Origin of the sequence: Bacillus sp. REN3 (assembly GCF_017912555.1) — a bacterium.
In the GTDB taxonomy this organism is placed as follows: Bacteria; Bacillota; Bacilli; order Bacillales; family Cytobacillaceae; genus Mesobacillus.
In genome coordinates this window covers 143,201-164,008 of record NZ_JAERSD010000001.1, presented here as the reverse complement: position 1 = coordinate 164,008, position 20,808 = coordinate 143,201, and the positions used below count along the sequence as shown (strand labels likewise).

26 protein-coding genes are annotated in these 20,808 nt (G+C 45.7%); all 26 read right to left on the bottom strand.

Going from position 1 to position 20,808, the window contains the following annotated elements; genetic code table 11:
- Window positions 1–7: 7 nt before the first annotated feature.
- On the bottom strand, window positions 8–1,093 hold the full coding sequence (gene flhB / locus JJQ88_RS00840) for a flagellar biosynthesis protein FlhB (protein WP_210363833.1): 1,086 nt from the start codon (window positions 1,091–1,093) through the stop codon (window positions 8–10).
- A complete protein-coding gene (fliR, locus tag JJQ88_RS00835) occupies window positions 1,094–1,867 on the bottom strand; it encodes a flagellar biosynthetic protein FliR (protein ID WP_210363832.1) in 774 nt (257 codons plus the stop codon). It abuts the gene before it with no gap.
- Between the two features lie 4 nt (window positions 1,868–1,871).
- Entirely contained in the window at window positions 1,872–2,141 is a 270-nt protein-coding gene (gene fliQ, locus JJQ88_RS00830; RefSeq protein ID WP_210363831.1) for a flagellar biosynthesis protein FliQ, read from the bottom strand.
- A gap of 14 nt (window positions 2,142–2,155) precedes the next feature.
- Window positions 2,156–2,821 carry a flagellar type III secretion system pore protein FliP gene (gene fliP / locus JJQ88_RS00825; RefSeq protein WP_210363830.1) on the bottom strand — a complete coding sequence of 222 codons (666 nt, stop codon included), beginning with the start codon at window positions 2,819–2,821 and terminating at the stop codon, window positions 2,156–2,158.
- Window positions 2,814–3,473, bottom strand: coding sequence for a flagellar biosynthetic protein FliO (locus tag JJQ88_RS00820; RefSeq protein WP_246860838.1), 660 nt, complete (start codon window positions 3,471–3,473; stop codon window positions 2,814–2,816). Before JJQ88_RS00820 ends, fliP begins: the two co-directional genes overlap by 8 nt.
- A 25-nt stretch (window positions 3,474–3,498) precedes the next feature.
- On the bottom strand, window positions 3,499–3,864 hold the full coding sequence (locus tag JJQ88_RS00815; protein WP_210363829.1) for a response regulator: 366 nt from the start codon (window positions 3,862–3,864) through the stop codon (window positions 3,499–3,501).
- Window positions 3,865–3,883: 19 nt separating this feature from the next.
- The gene (gene fliY / locus JJQ88_RS00810; protein WP_210363967.1) at window positions 3,884–5,134 is read right to left on the bottom strand and encodes a flagellar motor switch phosphatase FliY; all 1,251 of its coding nucleotides are present in this window, start codon (window positions 5,132–5,134) and stop codon (window positions 3,884–3,886) included.
- Entirely contained in the window at window positions 5,121–6,122 is a 1,002-nt protein-coding gene (gene fliM, locus JJQ88_RS00805) for a flagellar motor switch protein FliM (protein ID WP_210363828.1), read from the bottom strand. The genes fliY and fliM overlap by 14 nt, the downstream gene beginning before the upstream one ends.
- A 39-nt stretch (window positions 6,123–6,161) precedes the next feature.
- Window positions 6,162–6,590, bottom strand: coding sequence for a flagellar basal body-associated protein FliL (fliL, locus tag JJQ88_RS00800; RefSeq protein WP_210363827.1), 429 nt, complete (start codon window positions 6,588–6,590; stop codon window positions 6,162–6,164).
- On the bottom strand, window positions 6,580–6,801 hold the full coding sequence (locus JJQ88_RS00795; RefSeq protein WP_210363826.1) for a flagellar FlbD family protein: 222 nt from the start codon (window positions 6,799–6,801) through the stop codon (window positions 6,580–6,582). The genes fliL and JJQ88_RS00795 overlap by 11 nt, the downstream gene beginning before the upstream one ends.
- A 53-nt stretch (window positions 6,802–6,854) precedes the next feature.
- The gene (locus JJQ88_RS00790; RefSeq protein WP_210363825.1) at window positions 6,855–8,024 is read right to left on the bottom strand and encodes a flagellar hook protein FlgE; all 1,170 of its coding nucleotides are present in this window, start codon (window positions 8,022–8,024) and stop codon (window positions 6,855–6,857) included.
- Between the two features lie 82 nt (window positions 8,025–8,106).
- Complete coding sequence (locus JJQ88_RS00785; RefSeq protein ID WP_210363824.1) at window positions 8,107–8,496, bottom strand: TIGR02530 family flagellar biosynthesis protein; 390 nt, start codon at window positions 8,494–8,496, stop codon at window positions 8,107–8,109.
- Between the two features lie 17 nt (window positions 8,497–8,513).
- Window positions 8,514–9,146: a flagellar hook assembly protein FlgD gene (flgD, locus tag JJQ88_RS00780; RefSeq protein ID WP_210363823.1), complete on the bottom strand. Its 633-nt coding sequence runs from the start codon at window positions 9,144–9,146 to the stop codon at window positions 8,514–8,516.
- A gap of 12 nt (window positions 9,147–9,158) precedes the next feature.
- On the bottom strand, window positions 9,159–10,397 hold the full coding sequence (locus tag JJQ88_RS21630) for a flagellar hook-length control protein FliK (protein WP_210363822.1): 1,239 nt from the start codon (window positions 10,395–10,397) through the stop codon (window positions 9,159–9,161).
- Window positions 10,398–10,427: 30 nt separating this feature from the next.
- Window positions 10,428–11,033, bottom strand: coding sequence for a MotE family protein (locus JJQ88_RS00770; RefSeq protein WP_210363821.1), 606 nt, complete (start codon window positions 11,031–11,033; stop codon window positions 10,428–10,430).
- 4 nt (window positions 11,034–11,037) lie between these two features.
- Window positions 11,038–11,484 (bottom strand): flagellar export protein FliJ, encoded by a 447-nt coding sequence (gene fliJ / locus JJQ88_RS00765; RefSeq protein WP_210363820.1) that lies wholly within the window; start codon window positions 11,482–11,484, stop codon window positions 11,038–11,040.
- Between the two features lie 8 nt (window positions 11,485–11,492).
- Window positions 11,493–12,806 (bottom strand): flagellar protein export ATPase FliI, encoded by a 1,314-nt coding sequence (gene fliI, locus JJQ88_RS00760; protein ID WP_210363819.1) that lies wholly within the window; start codon window positions 12,804–12,806, stop codon window positions 11,493–11,495.
- A complete protein-coding gene (fliH, locus tag JJQ88_RS00755; RefSeq protein WP_246860837.1) occupies window positions 12,803–13,576 on the bottom strand; it encodes a flagellar assembly protein FliH in 774 nt (257 codons plus the stop codon). The genes fliI and fliH overlap by 4 nt, the downstream gene beginning before the upstream one ends.
- A complete protein-coding gene (gene fliG, locus JJQ88_RS00750; RefSeq protein ID WP_210363817.1) occupies window positions 13,560–14,576 on the bottom strand; it encodes a flagellar motor switch protein FliG in 1,017 nt (338 codons plus the stop codon). Before fliG ends, fliH begins: the two co-directional genes overlap by 17 nt.
- An 11-nt stretch (window positions 14,577–14,587) precedes the next feature.
- On the bottom strand, window positions 14,588–16,174 hold the full coding sequence (gene fliF, locus JJQ88_RS00745; protein WP_210363816.1) for a flagellar basal-body MS-ring/collar protein FliF: 1,587 nt from the start codon (window positions 16,172–16,174) through the stop codon (window positions 14,588–14,590).
- A 75-nt stretch (window positions 16,175–16,249) separates the two neighbouring features.
- Entirely contained in the window at window positions 16,250–16,528 is a 279-nt protein-coding gene (gene fliE, locus JJQ88_RS00740; RefSeq protein ID WP_246860857.1) for a flagellar hook-basal body complex protein FliE, read from the bottom strand.
- A 47-nt stretch (window positions 16,529–16,575) separates the two neighbouring features.
- Window positions 16,576–17,025 (bottom strand): flagellar basal body rod protein FlgC, encoded by a 450-nt coding sequence (flgC, locus tag JJQ88_RS00735; RefSeq protein ID WP_210363814.1) that lies wholly within the window; start codon window positions 17,023–17,025, stop codon window positions 16,576–16,578.
- A 2-nt stretch (window positions 17,026–17,027) separates the two neighbouring features.
- Window positions 17,028–17,420: a flagellar basal body rod protein FlgB gene (gene flgB / locus JJQ88_RS00730; RefSeq protein ID WP_210363813.1), complete on the bottom strand. Its 393-nt coding sequence runs from the start codon at window positions 17,418–17,420 to the stop codon at window positions 17,028–17,030.
- A 495-nt stretch (window positions 17,421–17,915) separates the two neighbouring features.
- Complete coding sequence (gene codY / locus JJQ88_RS00725; protein WP_210363812.1) at window positions 17,916–18,695, bottom strand: GTP-sensing pleiotropic transcriptional regulator CodY; 780 nt, start codon at window positions 18,693–18,695, stop codon at window positions 17,916–17,918.
- Between the two features lie 127 nt (window positions 18,696–18,822).
- A complete protein-coding gene (gene hslU / locus JJQ88_RS00720) occupies window positions 18,823–20,226 on the bottom strand; it encodes an HslU--HslV peptidase ATPase subunit (protein WP_210363811.1) in 1,404 nt (467 codons plus the stop codon).
- Window positions 20,227–20,245: 19 nt separating this feature from the next.
- Window positions 20,246–20,788, bottom strand: a complete 543-nt coding sequence (hslV, locus tag JJQ88_RS00715; RefSeq protein ID WP_210363810.1) for an ATP-dependent protease subunit HslV — start codon at window positions 20,786–20,788, stop codon at window positions 20,246–20,248.
- Window positions 20,789–20,808 lie beyond the last annotated feature (20 nt).

The window sequence follows — 20,808 nt, the reverse complement described above, 5'->3', positions numbered from 1 at the left end:
CTTGGATTTACAGCACTTTATTTTTAGATTGATAGACAAAGGCAAGAATTTCGGCGACTGCTTTGAAAAACTCTTCAGGGATTGTATCCCCGATTTCAGCCTGGCTGTACAACGCTCTTGCAAGCGGCCGGTTTTCCACGGCAGCAACTTCATTTTCCTTTGCAATCAGCTTGATCTTCTGGGCAACGAAGTCCACCCCTTTTGCGACAACGATCGGAGCATCCGCTTTTTGATCGTCATATTTAAGAGCAATTGCGTAATGTGTTGGATTTGTTATGATCACATCCGCTTTTGGAACCTCTTGCATCATCCGCCGCATTGCCATCTCACGCTGCTTCTGCTTGATTTTTGATTTGATCAATGGGTCGCCCTCTATATTTTTGTATTCATCCTTCAAATCTTGCTTGGACATTCGGATGCTTTTTTCAAAGTCGAATTTTTGATAGAGGTAATCCAATAAAGATAAAAATAGCAATGCTCCGGAAGCAAAAAGCCCCATTTGAAGAGTCAATCCAGCAATTGTCGCCATTGCAGCACCAACGCTTTTATTTGCCAGCCTAAGTACTTCGTCCATCCGCGACCACAGTACAGAGAATGCAATGACGCCAATAAAGCTGATTTTCAGGATCGATTTCAGCATCTCCACCAGCGCCCTCATCGAAAAAATTCTTTTAAACCCACTGATCGGATTGATTTTTTCAAGCTTCATCTGGATCGCTTCTGGCGAATACATGAAGCCGACCTGGACATAATTCGCTGCGACCCCTGCAATAAGAGCGACAAGCATGACTGGCCCAAGGAAAAATATCAATTCAGAAAGAATTTCTATCAAGATCGATTGAATATTCTTTTCCGTCAAATCCATGAACATATATTGCTGCAAGGCATGCCGGAGGACGCCTATCAGCCGTTCACCCATCACTTTTCCAAAAAACATCAAAAACAAGAATACAGACAGCAGGACAACCGCCGTATTAACATCCTGGCTCTTTGCAACCTGTCCTTTTTTCCGCGCATCCTGTTTCTTTTTGGGAGTAGCTTTTTCGGTTTTTTCGCCTGCGAAAAATTGCAGGTCCAATGTCAATCGGTTCATCTATGCTCCTCCAATTAATTCCATCAGGCCCCGCATCGTCGACAGCGCCGCTGAAAACAGATCGGAAATGACCATCATCAAAACACCCATGACAGCGATCAGCACAATGAAGCTTACGCCGATTTTAACTGGCAGCCCTACTACAAAAATATTCAGCTGCGGAACTGTCCTTGCCACGATTCCCAATGCGACATCCACAAGGAATAAACTGCCTACCACCGGAATGGACATCTGGAAGGCGATGATGAACATCTTGTTGAAGGACATCATGATGAATTCAACCACATCCTTGTTCCCGAAAGGGATCAGCACCTGGTCGAGCGGCACAAAGCTGTAGCTGTAGAAGATACCGTCGATCAGCAAATGGTGGCCATTGACTGTAAGCAAAAACAGCAGGGCAAGCGTGTATAGGTATTGGCCCATCAGCGGACTTTGCGCACCCGTTTGCGGATCAAGAACATTCGCTATTGCGAAACCCATCTGAAAGTCGATGAATCCGCCGGCAATCTGGACAGCCGACATCATCTTGGCGGCAATGAAGCCAATCAAAAGCCCGACAAGCGCTTCCTTGATGACTAGCATGAAAAATGTACCATCAATCGTGATTCCGGGCACTTCCATCGCCGAAAACATGATCAATGCAAGTGAAAAACCAAGGCCAATTTTTTGGGAAGCTGGGATCGTCCTGTATGAAAACAGCGGCATCATCAAGAAGAAGGACGTCACCCTGACGAAAATCAGCAGGAATGCAGGGAATGAAGGAATGAAATCCACGGCTCTACCCTACAAACCTGGTCAAATTCGATAGTATATCGTTTGCATACGAAAGCATGTAGCTAAGCATCCATGGCCCAAAGAAGACAACACCGAGAAGCACGGCGACGATTTTCGGGATGAAGGCAAGTGTCTGCTCCTGGATTTGCGTCGTAGCCTGGAAGATGCTGACGACCAATCCGACAACAAGGGCAAGTGCCAGGAGCGGGCCTGCTATCATCAGGACTGTATAGATCCCTTGTTCCGCTATTGATATTACGGATTCTGATGTCATTATTATTCACCTGCTCAAAAACTTTGTAAAAGCGACTTCACGACTAAATACCATCCATCCACCATGACAAACAGCAAAATCTTGAATGGCAGTGAAATCATCACCGGCGGGAGCATCATCATCCCCATTGACATCAAAACACTGGCGACTACCATATCGATCACAAGGAAGGGAATGAAGATCATGAACCCGATCTGGAACGCAGTCTTGATTTCGCTGATGGCAAAGGCCGGGACAAGTGCAGTCATCGGTATATCTTCCACCGACTTGGGCGCTTCGGCCTTGGAGTATTCAAGGAAGAGAGCCAAGTCCTTCTGCCTTGTATGGGCACTCATGAATTCTTTGAATGGAATCGAGGCTTTATCGTAAGCTTGCTCCAAATTGATTTCTTCATTGAATAACGGGGTCAGGGCTTGTTCGTTCACTTCCTGGAAGGTCGGTGCCATCACGAAGAAAGTGAGGAACAAAGATAGACCAATCAACACCTGGTTGGGCGGCATCTGCTGAGTAGCCAGCGCCGTCCGGACAAATGACAGGACAATGACAATCCTTGTGAAGCTTGTCATCAAGATCAAAATGCTGGGCGCAAGGGAAAGGACGGTAAGAAGCAGCATCAGCTTTACAGAGGTAGAAACATTTTCAGGAGCGCTGCTGTTAAAAAACTCCATAAATTCATTCATCTTTGCCTGACCCTTTCTTTTTAAGCTCTTGAAGAAGCTTTTTTCTTCCGCCCGACATATCATCCAGCTGTTCCTTCAATAAATCGGTAAAGGATGTATATTCATTCTTTCCGTCCTTCTTCATTTTTCCGCGTATCTTCGAGACAATGTCGCTGGGCTGTGCAAGCTGGTCCATTTTGTTGTTATATTCTTTGATGACCTGGCTGTACTCTTCAGGGTCATCGATTTCCTTAAGGAGCTGGATATTCTCTCCCACTCCCACGACCAGAAGCCTGTTCCCTGCTTTGACAACCTGTATGGACCTATTGCCTCCAAGGCTGGTACCTCCAAGATTTTCAACAAGCTGGGAGCGTTTGTAGGATGCACCTTTCTTATTGATGAACTTGAGCAGTGAATATAAAAGGCCAGCCACGAATATAGTGGCGAATATCATCTTCAGGAAATCCCAGAAGGTAACCCCTACGGTTGTTTTTGTATCTTTCGTCTTGTTTATCCCTGCTTTGCCTGGCTGCCAATCATCGCATGAAGCAGGATTTTCTACGCAATCCTTCGCGCTTTTGTTTTGCTGCTCAGCAGATGCCATGCCATGCGGGCTCAGCAGAGCAGTTATCAGGAAAAGGACCGCTGTGGCAGTTTTTAATAATCTTGACAATTGCCGCACCCTCTAAGAATTAAGTTCACTGGCTAAGTGTTTTGGAAATCGCTTCGATCACCCGGTCAGCCTGGAATGGCTTAACAATGAAATCCTTCGCTCCGGCCTGGATGGCATCGATGACCATTGCCTGCTGGCCCATTGCGGAACACATGATGACCTTTGCATTTGGATTCATGCTCTTGATTTCCTTCAATGCAGTAATGCCATCCATTTCCGGCATCGTAATATCCATAGTCACTAAATCCGGATTGAATTCCTTGTATTTTTCCAGCGCCTGTACTCCATCGGCAGCCTCTGCTACTACCTCGAATCCATTTTTAGACAAAATATCCTTTATCATCATTCTCATGAAAGCCGCATCATCAACGACTAGAATTTTCTTTGTCACTGTTCTTCCCCCTAAAATGCTATTTCAGTTTTTTTAAACGGTCTGTCTGGCTGATTATATCTGTAACCCGGACACCGAAGTTCTCATCAATGACCACTACTTCTCCCTGGGCAATCAGTCGGTTGTTTACCAGGATGTCAACGGGTTCACCTGCAAGCTTATCCAATTCGATGATGGAGCCCGCCCCCAGTTCAAGGATATCCTTCACTGATCGCTTGGTCCGGCCCAGTTCAACTGTGACCTGCAATGGAATATCAAGAAGCATTTCAAGATTCTTCGTTTCAGTTTGCATCGGCTGATACGTTTCAAAGTTTGAAAAAACAGCAGGCTGGACCGTTGGCTGCGGCACTGGCTTTGAATGGCCAAAATGCTGTGATCCTGCCGGCTTTGCCTGTTGCTGATTCCACCCGTTCCCTGATGGCATTCCCTGGTGTCCCCCTGGATTGTAAGGCTGCTGTTGATTGTAATCTTGCTGATATTGACCGTCCTGCGGCTGGTCAGCTCCATCCTGCCTGGACATAGAGGACACATCCTGGATATCCTGTCTAGCTTGTTGTGCCGGCTCCTCCAAGCTGGACCTCTGCGAACCAGGATTCAGCAACTCATCCACAAGGCTTTTGGCAAAGGAAACTGGCAGCAGCTGCATAATATTCGAATCTATCAAATTCCCGATTTTGAGGGAAAAAGATACTTTGACGAGTATATCGTCCTTTGGGATTGCTTCCGTTCCTTCTCCTTCAACGACGTTTAATAGATTGATATCCGGAGGGGAAATATCTACCCTCTTGCTAAAGACAGTCGACATGGATGTCGCTGCGGAGCCCATCATCTGGTTCATCGCTTCCTGCACAGCGCTCAATTGGATCTCGTCCATTAAGTCCCTTGGATGGAGGCCGTCGCCGCCCAGCATCAAATCTGCAATAATAGCAGCATCACTTTGTTGAATGACAAGCATATTGCTGCCAGTGAATCCCTCCGTATAGTAAACCTGCACAGCTACATAAGGGTCAGGAAAGGCATCTGACAGCTTGGCACGCTGTACGACCGTGACTGTAGGTGTATTGATTTCCACCTTTTGATTCAATAAAGTCGACAGGGCCGTGGCTGAACTCCCAAATGAGATATTGCCTATCTCGCCAAGAGCATCCCTTTCCATGAAAGAAAAGTAATCATCTACATCAATCATCTCTTCAGTGTCATCCGCTTCATCCGAGGTACCCTTCAAAAGCGCATCAATTTCGTCTTGTGAAAGCATGTCATCGCTCATCATCATCGTCTCCCCCCTTCAATGTATCAAACACTTGAATGGCTAATTTTTTGTTTACTTTCCCTGGCTGTCCAACAAATTTAGGGATCTCGCCGACTTTTATGACCATTGGCTGGTCAATTTTCTGATTCAATTCAATGACATCGCCAATTCCGAGCATCAGGAAGTCATGTATCGAAAGATCCGATGATCCCAGTTCGGCAGTCACCATCACATCCGCTCTCTGGATTTCCTGCTGGAGTTTCCAATTCTCGATTTGCAGGTTTTCCTTTTTGTCTGACTGCATCCAATACTTCACTGAAAGTTTTGGGATGATTGGCTCCAGCACCACATGCGGGATACAGACATTGATCATTCCGCTTGCTTCGCCAATCGTCGTATTCAATGAGATGACAACCACTGTTTCGTTCGGGGAAACCATTTGCAGGAATTGAGGGTTCACTTCAAATTCCGCGAGCTGCGGATCAATATCCGAAATGGTGCTCCATGCTTCCCTGAAGTTCTCGAATGCTTTTTCGAACATGTTAGACATGATCTTTGTTTCAATCTCTGTCAGGCTGTCCACTTTGTTATGGCTGGCGCCTTTTCCTCCCAACATCCTGTCAAGCATCGCATAAGCAATATGCGGATTGACTTCCATCAAGACCTTGCCCTCTAATGGAGGAACGTCAAAAACATTCAGGATGGTCATTTTTGGGATTGATCTTATGAATTCTTCATACGGAATCTGGTCCGCAGAGGCAACACTGATATTCACATAAGTTCTCAGCTGTGCCGAGAAAAATGTCGTCAGCAGCCTTGCATAATTTTCATGGATACGGGTGAGGCTGCGGATCTGGTCCTTCGAAAACCTTAAAGCCCTTCTGAAATCGTATGTTTTCACCCTTTTTTCATTCTGCTCCCTCTTCAACTCATCGGCGTCCATCTCACCTGTCGAAAGGGCGGATAGCAGAGCGTCAATTTCGCTCTGGGATAATACTTCTCCTGACATTCCCTTCACCTCCAATTCATATTGATCTGCAGTATGCTGTTACTGGAGGATTGACCCTGTAATATATACTTTCTTTATCTTGCCATCCTGCATGAGGCTATTTATTTTTGTTTTAAGCGTTTCCTCTAGGCCTTTCTTTCCTTCTACGCCCTGCAGCTCTTCGGATTTCTTCTCCGATAATTCGTAGATGATGATATTCCTCACTTGAAAATCCCTTTTCTCAAGTTCCTCTTTAGCTTCTTTGCTATCAGTTTCGATTTTAAAAGAAATCTTGATAAAATCATTAGAAGCAAGGTTCGTGGTCACTTCGGGAATATCGACAGAAGCTTCCAACACCTCATCGATGGTTGGCTCCTCTTTTTTATCTTCACCCGTAAGCTTCAGGACTGCCACGACTGCAATCGTGCCAACCAGCAAAATTGCGACCAGCATGATCGCCATCACTGTAACCAGCTTATTATTCTTCATCTTTCTGTTCCTCCAACATTCGCCTTCCTATCAGGCCAACATCCTGGTAGAATTCCCTGATTAAATCACTGACGCGTCCCTCACTCTCCTGAACAACGTATTTCCTCCCGTTTGCAAGGGTGATCGTCGTATCGGGAAAGGATTCAACCGCTTCAATAAAAAGTGCATTGAGTGTAAATGCTTTGCCATTCAATTTCGTCACTTTGATCACAATAATCACCAGGGGCCAAAAGCATTTGCCTTCAGCCCTGCTCCTCTCTTAATCTATCGTTTCAAATTCACGAGTTCCTGGAGGATTTCATCCGAAGTTGTGATGATCCTTGTGTTGGCCTGGAACCCACGCTGGGCGGTGATCATTTCAGTGAATTCTTCAGATAAGTCCACATTCGACATTTCCAATGCGCCGGAAGCGATCGTCCCGAATCCGTCACCAGGTGTGCCAATATTTGCTGTTCCGGAATTCACTGAATCCTGGAAAAGGTTATTTCCAACCTTGCTTAATCCAGAACTGTTGCTGAACTTCGCCAGGGCGATCGTTCCCAGCTGCTCAACTTTTCCGTTGGAAAAGACGCCGCTGATCTCACCCATTTGCCCGATGCTGAAGCTCTCGATTGAACCCTGGGTTGAACCATCAGGGCTAAAAAGAGCATTCAGATTGCTCCCAGTCGTTGTGACATTTCCACTGTTAAAAGTAAGGGGGACGCTTCCTCCCTCTACTGCCAATGTGAAGTTTGCCGGAGTGAATGTTTTCGAGCTAGTATCGAACCTTACAACTTGCGGCTGCGGACTGCTTAAACTTCTGTCTTGCAATGTCATTTCCCAGACGTTTCCGCTGATATTTGTCAATTTCATTTCTACCGTATGCTCCACACCGTCACCATCAACAACCTTCAATTGCTGCAATTGCTCAGTATTCCCAGAAACCTCTGTAGGGAAATTCCCGTCAATCGTAATGCTTGTTGTTTGCCGCGCTGGCAGAATCGAGTTCACATCGACCTTAATATCCTGAAGGACACCGTTATTGTAGGATTGAATCTTATATCCATCGCCATTGACGAGTGTTCCTTGTTCATCCAGATAAAAGTTCCCTGCCCTTGTGTAGAATTGGGCATTCCCTTGCTTTACAACGAAATAGCCGTCACCCGAAATCGCCAGGTCTAGTGAGCGGCCGGTTGTCTGTAAACTTGATTGTGTATGGATTGTATCCACTGTTGCCAGTGTCGATCCGAGCCCGACTTGCATCGGATTTTTACCGCCGCGGTTATTTTGCGCTGTGCTTGCCCCGGAAATCGTCTGGTTCATTGTATCCTTGAAGGTGACACGGCCCTTTTTGAAGCCGTATGTATTCACATTGGCGATATTGTTACCAATGACATCCAGTTTGGTTTGGAAGTTTTTCATTCCGCTAATTCCTGAGTACATTGAACGTAGCATTTATTTGACTCCTCCCTATTTTACGGGCTGCTTCAATCAGTCCACAGCCCAGGCCCCCTATCAAGGTCCAGCCCTTTTCCATTTAGTGTTCCATTACGATTGTGCCATTTATATTCGTGAAAATTTGTTCTGCAGCTTCATGCCGCCCCATTGCCGTTATCACTGTATTGTTTTTGGCGCTGACGATCAGCGCTGCATCCTTCAGCAGTACAAGAGAATCATTCACGCCTTTTTGCTTTGCCTGCTTGACTTTTTCCTCAATCCTCGCCCATCGCTCCTGCGAAATCTCGATTCCACGCTGGGCCAGACGCTCTTTTGCATGCTTGCTGACAGAGAGTTGACTGTTCGTCTGGATCGCGGATTGCAGCTGCACTGAAAATGGCGTTCGCGGCAGCTGGTTCGATTTAACAGGCCTGTTGCCGGCCGTACCCGCATGCAGTGATTGGATGGGACGGAAACTTGCTTTATCCATCACATCACTTCCCTAAATTATTGAATTTTAGTAATCTGTGAAGAACCGATTTCTGTATTGTTTCCATCGGCAAGCGTAAAGGAAGTCTTGCCATTTTTGAAAGAGACCGATTGCACTGCCGCTGATTTTTCTTCTTTATTTCCATCAAGATAAGTAACAGTCTTTCCGATCAGCATGCTTGCCTGCAGCATATGGTTTTCACTTGAAATTTCATTGATCTGTGAAATGTTCGCTGGCTCAAGTACTGACCCATCTTCCATTACAAACGTTACGCCGTCTTCCTTAAATTGGACGGAAGCAATCTTTCCGGTACCTTGTTTGACAACTTCCTCGCCATCCACAACCTCGATTTTATGCCAGGTAACATCCTTGCCGACAAACTGGCTGTATGAAATCATTTGGTTTTGCTGTTCTGCCTGGACAAAACGATCAATTGATTTCCCCATGTTGGTGATTTGCTCCAAAGTAGAGAAGGTAGCCATCTGGGCAACAAAATCTTTATCCTGCATCGGATTCAAAGGATCCTGGTTTTGAAGCTGGGTCATCAGGATCTTTAAAAAGTCATCCTTCCCCAAGATATCCGAACCTGCATTTTTTCTCTCTTTCTGGATGCTGGATAGCAGGTATGAAGGATTTATTGTATTCACCATTCCATTATCCTCCTATATTTCTGTGTTCAGCAGCGCTTCCTCGAAAGAAAACCGGAAATCTTCATGTTCTTCCTGCTTTTCCTCGGAATGCCCTTCAGGCTGCCTTTGCTGCTGTTGCTGGGAATCCTTGTTCAAGAACCGTTCCTGTTGCAGTGTCTGCTGCGACACTTCAATCCGGTCGACTGAAATGTTTTGTGCTGCAAATGCCTGCTTCAGGCCGTTTATTTGTGATTCGAGTATTTCTTTTGCAGTACTGGTTGTCGTAATGATCCTGGCCATCATCGTCTGATCCTTCTGGAACAGTTCGACCCTCAGGCTGCCAAGGTGCTCAGGATAAAGCTTGAAGAAAAGCTTTTGCATCCCGCCGCTGTTCATGAACCGAGCTTTGGAAAGGATCGATTCGAATTGCTTCATTAGCTGTTCCGCAGAAAACGGCTTATCTTCATTTTGTAACATGATTGTCAGCTGCTCCGCCCTTGCTAAATGCGGCAGGAAAGGAATCGTTCCTCCTGGGCCTTCCGCTTTTACGCTGGCATCTGTTGAAGCTGAGCTTTGATTTTCAACATTTTTTCCATTCAATATGTTTAATTCAGCTGCCAAACGGGTAAATCGCGACTGTATTTGATCTGTAGCTTGTTTGCTGCCAATAATCACCTCAAGCTTGCTGCCGATAAGGCGCAATGACTCCTTGATGGATTCTATTTTTTCTCCTTCATCTGCATCTGAATACTTAGCCATCAGTTCAATCAGTTTAACGGCTTTAATTGCCTGTATTTCTTCTTTTCCTAGCTTTCCTGCCAAATCCTTTTGGGAAAGTCCAGCAAGGTCCGCCACGAACGCAGAAAGGAATGCCAAAATATCATCTTTATCCATATCTGCACCAAAAGTTGTTTCCTCTGTCAGCCCCCACTTCGCAAGCAGGGATTCGATCTCATCCACCTGAATATCAAGATGGACTAATGCATGGTCAAGAAGATTTCCAGATTCAACGATTAAATCTTCGAGGATGTGCATCCCTTCTTCCAGTTCGGCCAGCTCCTGCTTACTAAGGAAATCAAAAAGTCCCGTCAGTCCCCATTCACCTGGAACTGTTTGCTGCTGTCCAGCCTGACTTGCATCTGCTTTTCCGGCCATACCGGTCAGCACGGCTGCCATCAATTCATTGAACCCTCCCAAATCCCCTTTCGATTCAGTTGAATTTTGCATTCCGGATGCAACGGTATGACAAAAACCCAAACCTCCTACTTTCACTTTCTCACCCCCTTTCATTCAACTGGAATATCACTGTACCTTTTTCTCTGATTCGCTGGTCAGCATTTCCGTATATTTAGCTGCCTCTGCTGCAGGAAGCTTTTCCATGATAGCCGCCAGCGCATCCGGTTTGATATTGGTCAATATCCTGACCGCTTCTTCGTTCTTCATCTCAGCGATGATGGGAGCTGCACTTTTTGCCGACATTGATTCATATGTTTTCACGATCTCCCTGAATGCCCGCTTGTTATCTTGCTGTATGGCTGTCAATTCCTCTATTTGCGCTTCAAGCTGGGACTTCTCCAGTTCCAGGCGTTCTACCTGCAAATCCTTGCTTTCAATCTTTGACTGCAATTGCTCCATTTTTGCTTCCCCGTCTTTTATCTCTGCTTCGAGACGGATGATATTTTTCTCGTACTCCTCGATTGATGGCTGCTTGGTGTCCTCCACCATCTTTGAGACAAAAGGGAGTTTTGCGCCAATATCCTTCGCCGTCTGGAAGACGTTGATCCCGGCAAACGTCAGGACGACAAGGGCAATCACAATCGCAAATAATGTTGGAATCACAATGACAAACAAGAACCATTGGAACCTATTTTCACGCTGGTTCTCTTTTTCCTCGATACTCTTACCCATTCAATCACCTAATTTCCCGGTTCATATATTGCTGAATCGAGATCTCATCCATCATTCTGCCTTCAGCATATTTTTCATCAGCTAAAAACTGAAGATGATCTTTTTCCTTGATCTTTTCATACTTCTTGACTTCAATATTTTTTTCCATCAGCTGACTTTGTTGAAAGTTCATCATGTTCCTTGCGTTCATGACAATCTTCTGGCAATGTTCGATTGACTTCTCCAGATTGCCGATGAATTGTTGATGATGGCGGATTTCCTGCACCTGCAGCCCGTTTGTGAGCTTGCTGGATTGATAGCTTTCCAGATCTTCTTTTTTCTTCAGCAAGTGATATAGCTTGTCCGCAGCTTCTTCGAACTTTTTGACCGCTTCCTCATAGACCGCCTGCGCTTCCTCCTTTTCCCGGGACTTCAGTGAGAGGATTTTTTCGAATTTATACTGAAAACGCATTTGAACCATCAACCTTTCCCTACTAATTGCTTCAGCTGACTAATACTCTCTGCGATCGAAACCTTTTCAGCGGTGCTTTGCTTCATGAAACTGAGGATTTGCGGATAACGCTGGATTGCTTCATCGATCTCGGATGAAGATCCTTTCTTATAGGCTCCGATATTGATCAAATCCTCCGATTTGGTATAGGTGCTTAAAAGCTCCCTCAATTTCTCTGCGGATTTTATATGGTCAGGACTGACAATATTGTTCATGATCCGGCTGACACTTTTCAGGACATTCACAGCCGGATACTGACCTTTATTCGCAAGGTCACGGTCAAGGACAAAGTGGCCGTCCAGAATGCCTCGGACAGTATCCGCAATCGGTTCATTCATATCATCCCCATCAACAAGCACGGTGTAAAAACCGGTGATGGAACCTGTTTCGTTCGTGCCTGTACGTTCAAGGAGCCTCGACAGGATGGCGAAAACGGATGGCGTATATCCTTTTGTCGTCGGCGGCTCGCCTACTGCAAGCCCAACCTCCCGCTGCGCCATGGCTACCCTTGTGACCGAGTCCATCATCAGCATGACATTCAGCCCTTTATCGCGGAAATACTCTGCAAGGGCCGTGGCGGTGTAGGCACCCTTAATCCTCATGAGCGCCGGCTGGTCAGAAGTTGCGACAACGACAATCGACCTTTTAAGGCCTTCGGGCCCGAGGTCCCGTTCAATAAACTCGCGAACTTCCCGGCCGCGTTCCCCGATTAGTCCAATGATGTTTAAGTCAGCGGTTGTATTCCTGGCAATCATTCCAAGCAAAGTGCTTTTTCCGACGCCGCTCCCTGCAAATATCCCGACACGCTGTCCATTTCCGACAGTCAGGAGGCTGTCGATCATCCTTACGCCTACTTCAATGGGTTCCGATATCGGCGGCCGGCTCAACGGATTAGGCGGGTCTTGCTCTGTCGGTACGGAAGTTAATCCATTCGGAAGGCTGGACTGGTCAAGCGGTAGCCCCAAGGAATCAACAACCTTGCCAATCAAGCCCTCTCCAGCTTTTATTTCCAGAGGTTTCATCGTGGTTTCCACAAGGCACCCTGGAGAGATATCATGGACCGATGTATACGGCATGAGGATGACATTCTCATCCTGGAAGCCGACTACCTCCGCTCGGATCTTTCGCTTCTTTTTCGTCCCGACATGAATGAAGCAAACATCACCGATTGAGCTTTCCGGTCCCTGCGACTCAATCATCAACCCGACGACTCTCTTGACGCGCCCATACCGTTTGAAGCTTTCAACAAAGTCGATATGACCAATCAAATCAGCAGCCTTCATTGACTATCATCCTCCAACAGTTCAAAGAGCCGTAGCTTTATTTCATTTAGCTGGCTATCCACGCTCGCGTCGGTTCTCCCGTTTTCGGATTCGATGATGCATGCGTCTTCCGGCATTTCATCATCCGGGTAGATATAGAAATCCACTTCCTGTGGAAAAACAGCAGCCAATTCTTCTTTCTGCGCCAATAAGAACTGAAAATGATTAGGATGGATATGCAGCTGGATATTTTTATAATCCCTGGCATTCTTCAAAGCTCTTTTTACTAATCCGAGGAACTCTTCTTCAAAGCTGATTTTTTTGCCGAGGATTTTCCCTGCAACCTTCATGCCTAGTTCAAGGATGACCTTTTCGGATGATTCGATATGCTGATGGTAATCCCGTTTGGAGGCCTCCACCATTTCCCTTGCCAAAAGAATACTTTCCCTGTATTCCGCATACCCCTCCCTTCTGCCATCTTCCAGACCGTGTGTGTACCCGTCAGTACGGGCTTCCTCGGCGATAAGAGCTTTTTGCTGCTCCCATCCTGATTGCTCCTTCATGATCTGCTGCTTGATTGCCTCTGCTTCGGCTGTTGCTTTCGCTACAATTGCCTCTGCCTCCTGTGCTGCTTTCTCTAGTACTCTTGCACGATCAGCATCCATCAGTGACAGGTCTGGCCTGCTTTCTTCCTGTGTTCCCATCTCCACTATCCGTACAGATATGACTTTCGTTTCTCCTGCCTCCTGGCTGCCCAGGTGGGATTTGATGAGCCTAGACAATGATATCATCCCCTCCGCCACGGGCTACGACAATTTCTCCGCTTTCTTCAAGGCGGCGGATGATGGCGACGATTCTCGTTTGTGCTTCCTCTACGTCTCGGAGGCGGACAGGACCCATATATTCCATCTCATCTTTGAATGTTTCAACCATTCTCTTGGACATGTTCTTAAAGACAATCTCTTTGACTTCTTCACTTGATACTTTAAGGGCAAGCATAAGGTCCTCGTTCTCGCAATCCCGGATGACACGCTGGATCGCCCGGTTATCGAGCGTAACAATATCTTCGAAAACGAACATCCGCTTCTTGATTTCTTCCGCAAGTTCTGGGTCCTGTATTTCAAGCGCATCGAGGATTGTCCGCTCAGTCGATCTGTCAACACCGTTCAGGACATCGACAACCGCTTCGACACCGCCTGTCTGGGTATAATCCTGGGTGACCGTTGCCGACAGCTTCCTTTCCAGTATTTGTTCCACTTCACTGATGATTTCTGGTGAAGTGCTGTCCATCACTGCAATCCTTCTTGCGATATCTGCCTGGACTTCCTGCGGAAGTTCCGAAAGGATCTGTCCTGCCTGGGTTGAATCCAAATAAGAAAGAATCAGGGCAATAGTCTGGGGATGCTCATTTTGAATGAAATTGAGAATTTGTCCGGCATCCGCTTTCCTGGCAAAATCAAATGGCCTTACCTGCAGGGATGAAGTCAGCCTGTTGATGATCACAGCCGCCTGATCTGCCCCAAGGGCTTTTTCCAGTACTGTTTTCGCATAACCTATCCCGCCCTGGGAAATATAATCCTGGGCAAGGGCTATATTATGGAATTCCTCCATAATTTCTTCTTTAGCAAGCGAATCCACCTTTTTCACTCCTGAGATTTCGAGTGTCAGCTTTTCGATTTCCTCTTCACTTAAATGTTTGTATACTGAGGCGGAAACATCCGGTCCAAGCGAGATCAGGAGGATCGCTGCTTTTTGTTTGCCTGTCAGTTCTTTCTGGTCTTTCCTTGCCATGAATCCCCCTCCTAATCTTCAGAAATCCAGGTCCGCAATAATTTAGCAAAGTCTTCTGGTTTTTCTTTCGCCATCTTTTCAAGCTGTTTTTTCTTCATTGTTTTTTCAGTTTCGTATTCCTTGTTCACGTCCGGAACATAAATTTGCTCTGTGTTTTCCTCCATCACGATTTCTTCCTCATCATCCTTCCTCCTTTGCCTGATGAATAGGATGATCAGGATGATGATCGCCGCAAGCAGGAGACCTCCGACAAGGTAGATCCACCATGGCAGTTTTTCTGCCGTTTTGTTGTCGAATGTGACTTTTCCGTTAAACGGCTGGACTGAAACCACTACTTTGTCTTCAATTGCTTCGTCCGTCAGTTCATTTTCCAAGGTCTTTTTATCGATTGTAGTCCGGACGATTGTTCCAAGAATCCTTGTGATATCGTCAACACGTTCCTGCGGAAGGGAATTCGGATCATCCGGTGTCGGAGGTTCAACCATTACTTGAATACCTAAATCCCTTACCTTGTATGGACTTTCGGTGATTTCCTTGCGGATCCTGTTGACTTCATTGTTGATTGTTTCCTCAACCTTTTCGTAATCGCCATTCCCCTCTGCACCCTCCTGGTATGTTGGGACATCAGGATTATCCCCGCTTGTTGGCGTACCCCCAGGTCCCGCCCCCTTCCCTGAAAAAGTTTCAGTGAGACGCTGGGCGCTGACCGCAATTCCTTCCATGTTTTCTTTATCAACCGGTTCAACCAGGTTTTCTTCCCTGTTTTCCTGAGTAAAATCTATATCTGCAGTGACAGATACAACCACCTTGTCATGCCCCATCAATGTACCGAGCATGCTTTGGACCTGTCTTTGCACATCTCTTTCGACCTGTTGCTTGATTTCGTGCTGTGAAGCAAATGATGATCCATTGGAGTTGCTTTCATTTTTCAAATCAAAATACTCAAAAAACTGGTTCATGATGACGATATTATCAGTAGGAAGATTCGGCACACTTTTTGCAGCCAGATGGTAAAGCGCCGCAATCTGTTCTTCCTTGAATTGATAACCCGGGCTAGTGTTAAGGACGATGGATGCAGACGCTTGCTCAGCACTGTCTTTGACGAAGATACCTTTTTCAGGAAGGTTGATCATCACCTTGGCATCATTCACACCCTCAATCCCTTTTATCAAATCAGCCAGTTCTGTCTGCATCGCTTCAAGCTTCAGCACATTGAATTCATTATCGGTCATGCCCATTCCGGCATTCTGGCTGAAAAATGAATAATCGATGCTTCCCGATTTCGGGATTCCTTCCGCAGCTAGTTCAACCTTCAGGCTGTCGACCGATTCTTCCGGAACGAGGATCGTTTTCCCTTCGTCCGTGATCTCTGATTTTATCCCTCTTGCGTCAAGGCTCTCCTTGATTGTCCCTGTCTCTGCAGGGGAGAGATTGCTGTAAAGGGGCACAAGTGTTGTCCCGGCAGAGAAAAAGGCTGTCAGGCCTGCAATCGCCAGGACGAATAAAAGGGACGCAGCCAGACTGATTTTCTGCTTTTTGGAGCGCCTGTGCCAGAAATCCCTCGTTGCATGCATATACTTTTGAACGGTTTCTTTCATTTCAATCCCCCGGTTATTATGTCTCTTCTTGTATACAGCTAATAACCGCTGACACTCTAGTTTTTAGCTACTTGGTTAAACCTGCATCCTCATCATTTCCTGATATGCTTCGATTACTTTGTTCCTTACTTCCAAAGTCGCCTGGAGGGTAATGCTGGCTTTTTGGCTTTCAATCATCACCTGGTGCAGGTCGACATTTTCCCCACGCGCCAATTTTTCAGTCATGATGTCCGATCGTAATTGGGATTCATTTAATTTTTCGATTGATTGCTTAAGTACGGACGAAAAACTCTTTTCCGCTTCGTATGTTTTGTGTGTGGGAGTAGACACATTTGCCCCAAATGGCTTGACCATTTGCGTAACGGAACTTATTCCTGGACTATTCATTCTGTTTAATCTCCTTATTTGCCAATTTCAAGGGCTTTCATCATCATTCCTTTTGAAGCGTTGAACACGGTTACGTTTGCTTCATAGGAACGGGTAGCACTGATCAAATCGACCATCTCCCTCAATGGATCGACATTCGGATATTCCACATACCCTGTTGCCGGGTCAGCATCAGGATGCTCCGGGTCATAAACCATCTTGAATGGCGTTTCATCTTCTTTGATTTTCGTTACCTTTACGCCATTTCCTGCTGTTTGACTGCCTGCGGTGCCCATCGCTTTATTGAGGAGCGAAGAAAAGCTCCCTTCTTTGGGTGCAAGGACGACCATTTTACGGCGGTATGTTTCCCCGTTAATGCTCCTTGTGGAATCCACATTAGCCATGTTCGAGGAAATGATATCCATCCTTAAACGCTGTGCAGTCAAGGCGGATGCGGTTGTATTCATACTATGGAACATCGACATAATTATTTCCCACCTCGTATCACGGACTGAAGTGAATTGAACTTCCCGCTGATTCTCTCAGTCAACGCATTGTAATAAATCTGGTTCGCGGCAAGATCTGACATTTCCTTATCCAGATCCACACTGTTGCCATTTTCATTGTAGTTAAGATTGTTCCTGTACATCAGCGAGGTTCCGGGCCCATTGTTCTTAAAATCATAATGGCGATGATCCGTTTTGGTTGCCTCTAATGAATGCGCAAGCGCCTTGTCGAATTCCGCCTTGAACCGCACATCCTTTGCTTTATAGTTCGGCGTGTCGGCATTCGCAATATTTTGCGAGACGACTTTTTGTTTCAGCGACGAATAGTTCAACGCTTGTTCAAGCGTCGTAATCGTATTTGAAAACAGCTTCAATTTTTACACCTCACAATTGCCATGAATTCATTTTGAAGAAATTTGTAGTTCTTTGGTGAATTTCGTCATATATGGTTAATTGTAAAGAAGATGTAATAAACTGTCTATGTACTTTTAGTTAAATTTCATCCTTATTTCGACTTATTTTCCTAACCGTTACTTTATTCCTATTCATTTTCATTTTTTGTAAAAAATGGTTAAAAACTTGAAATTATATATGTGTTTCAGACTGTTTTATAGGTATAAAGAATTGGATTTTTTTACCTCCACTAGCTTTATTTCGTGATAAAAAGCCTATTTGCTGTCCCAAAGGAGCAGATTGATTTTATTTGAAATATTCCATTTTTTCTTGAATTCCGTAAAATAATCGAAACAATTTTGTAACAATTCTCTGTACAACAAGCACAAAGTTGACACTTCTTTACTCGGACCTATGCTCGTGTTTTTTGGAGTGTAAAAAGAAAAAACCCGCCAGAGGCGGGTGATGATGATGAATTAGTTGCTTTTCAATTTTTCAAGCTCAAATAAAAATTTATCGTTCAAGACTTTGATATACGTTCCTTTCATTCCTAGGGAACGCGACTCAATGACACCAGCACTCTCAAGTTTGCGAAGTGCGTTGACGATCACAGAACGTGTGATTCCTACTCTGTCGGCGATTTTGGAAGCGACCAGCAATCCTTCCTTGCCATTCAGTTCTTCAAAAATATGTTCAATTGCTTCCAACTCACTGTAGGAAAGGGAACTGATAGCCATTTGGACAACAGCCTTGCTTCGTGCTTCTTCTTCGATCTCTTCAGCCTTCTCCCGAAGGATTTCCATCCCTACAACTGTAGCTCCGTATTCACCCAGGATCAGGTCATCATCGTGGAACTGTTCTTCAAGTCTTGCCAGGATCAGTGTCCCAAGGCGCTCACCGCCGCCAATGATTGGCACAATTGTTGTCAAGCCATTTTTGAATAAGTCTTTGTTTTCAACCGGGAAGGCAGTATACTCACTGTTGACATCAAGATTCGGAGATGTTTCCTGGATGTTGAAAAGATTTTTTGTGTACTCTTCTGGAAATTGACGGTCTTCGAGCATTTTTACCATACGTTCGTTTTCAATCTGCTGATTGATTGCGAATCCCAATAGCTTCCCGCGGCGGCTTACCACGAATATGTTCGCTTCAATAACTTCACTCAATGTTTCAGACATCTCTTTAAAGTTAACTGGTTTGCCTGCAGCTTTTTGGAGCAGCGCATTAATTTTTCTGGTTTTTGTTAGTAAGTCCATTGTTTCTTCCTCCTATTTGCTTCAACACTATTTACATTTTTTTATTTCTCAGGTTCATTTCATTTCTTCAGCACAATAGTTTCCTCTATTTGTCTACCCTATTGGCAATCCTATGAAACGGCATACCTTATAATATAAACTGGCTAAGATCTTTATTGCGTGAAATGGCACCAAGCTTCTCTTCAACGTATTGAGGAGTGATGGCTATCTTTTCCATGGTAATGTCAGGAGCTTCGAAACTCAAATCCTCAAGCAGCTTTTCCAGGATCGTCTGAAGCCTTCTCGCACCAATATTGTCGGTATTCTGATTCACATCGAATGCCACTTCGGCAATCTTACGAATAGCATCGTCAGAAAATTCAATTTGTATACCTTCCGTTTCCAACAATGCCTGGTATTGCTTCGTCAATGCATTATCCGGCTCGACAAGGATCCGATAGAAATCATCGACTGTCAACTTCGTCAGTTCGACCCGGATAGGGAAGCGTCCCTGAAGTTCCGGGATCAAGTCCGACGGTTTCGCCATATGGAAGGCACCGGCAGCGATAAACAGGATATGATCCGTCTTGACCGGCCCATATTTGGTAACGACTGTCGACCCTTCCACTACTGGGAGGATATCCCTCTGTACACCTTCCCTGGAAACATCAGCGCTAGTTCCGCCTGAGCTCTTGCTGGCAATCTTGTCAATTTCATCAATGAAAATGATTCCTGCCTGTTCAGCGCGGTTCGTTGCTTCCTGTGTGACTTCATCCATATCGATTAGCTTTTGTGCCTCTTCATTGATCAGTACCTTCCTGGCCTCTCGGACAGGAAGCTTTCTTTTTTTCCGTTTTTTAGGCATCAAGCCGCTTAAGGCGTCCTGCATATTCATGCCCATTTGTTCCATCCCGGATCCTTGCAGCATATCAAACATTGACGGAATTTGCTCTTCAACTTCCACCGTGACCATCTCATCTTCCAGTTCTCCGGATTCCAGCTTTTGTTTGATTGCTTTCCGCCTTTCAAACAACCCTATGTCTTCCGTCTGGTTTGTTTCCTGCTCTGGCTGATTCGATCCGCCAAACAGCATTTCGAGCGGATTTTTATAGTTGGATGATTTTTTCGCTGAGGGAACAAGCAGTTCGACAAGGCGTTTATTGGCATTTTCCTCGGCCGGCTCCTTGACCATTTGCACCTTTTCTTCTTTTACGAGCCTGATCGAGGTTTCCACCAGGTCTCTTACCATTGATTCTACATCGCGGCCGACATATCCTACCTCTGTGAATTTCGTAGCTTCTACCTTTACGAACGGCGCGCCGACAAGTTTTGCCATTCGCCTGGCAATCTCGGTTTTTCCGACACCAGTCGGCCCAATCATCAGGATGTTCTTGGGAATGACCTCATCCCTTATATTGTCGGAAAGCAATCCCCTTCGATAACGGTTCCTAAGTGCTACGGCAACAGCTTTTTTTGCATCCTTCTGCCCGACGATATACTGATCAAGCCGTTCAACGATCTGCCTTGGAGTCAAATTGGTTGTTTGCTTCACACTATACCCTCCTTTTCCATCACAGTTCCTCGACAATGATATTGTGGTTTGTATAGACACAAATATCAGCCGCGATTTCAAGCGCGGATTTTGCTATTTCCCTGGCTGTCAAATGGTCGCCCGCAAATTGCTTAAGCGCCCGTCCAGCTGATAAAGCGTAGTTGCCGCCCGAGCCGATCGCCAGGATGCCATCATCTGGTTCGATAACCTCACCAGTACCGGAAATGAGCAGCAGGTCCTTTTCATTCATGACAATCAGCATTGCTTCAAGGCGTCTAAGCACTTTGTCGCTGCGCCATTCCTTCGCTAGCTCGACAGCTGCCCTTTGGAGGTTGCCATTGTATTCTTCCAGCTTCCCTTCGAACATTTCGAATAAGGTGAAGGCATCGGCAACAGAGCCTGCAAAGCCTGCGATCACTTTTCCATTGGAGAGCTTCCTTACTTTCCTGGCAGTATGCTTCATGACCACCGCATTTCCAAAGGTCACCTGCCCATCGCCTGACATTGCGCATTGGCCTTTGTGCCGGACTGCAAATATCGTGGTAGAGTGGAATTCTGACAACTCTCTCGTCCTCCTTTTTC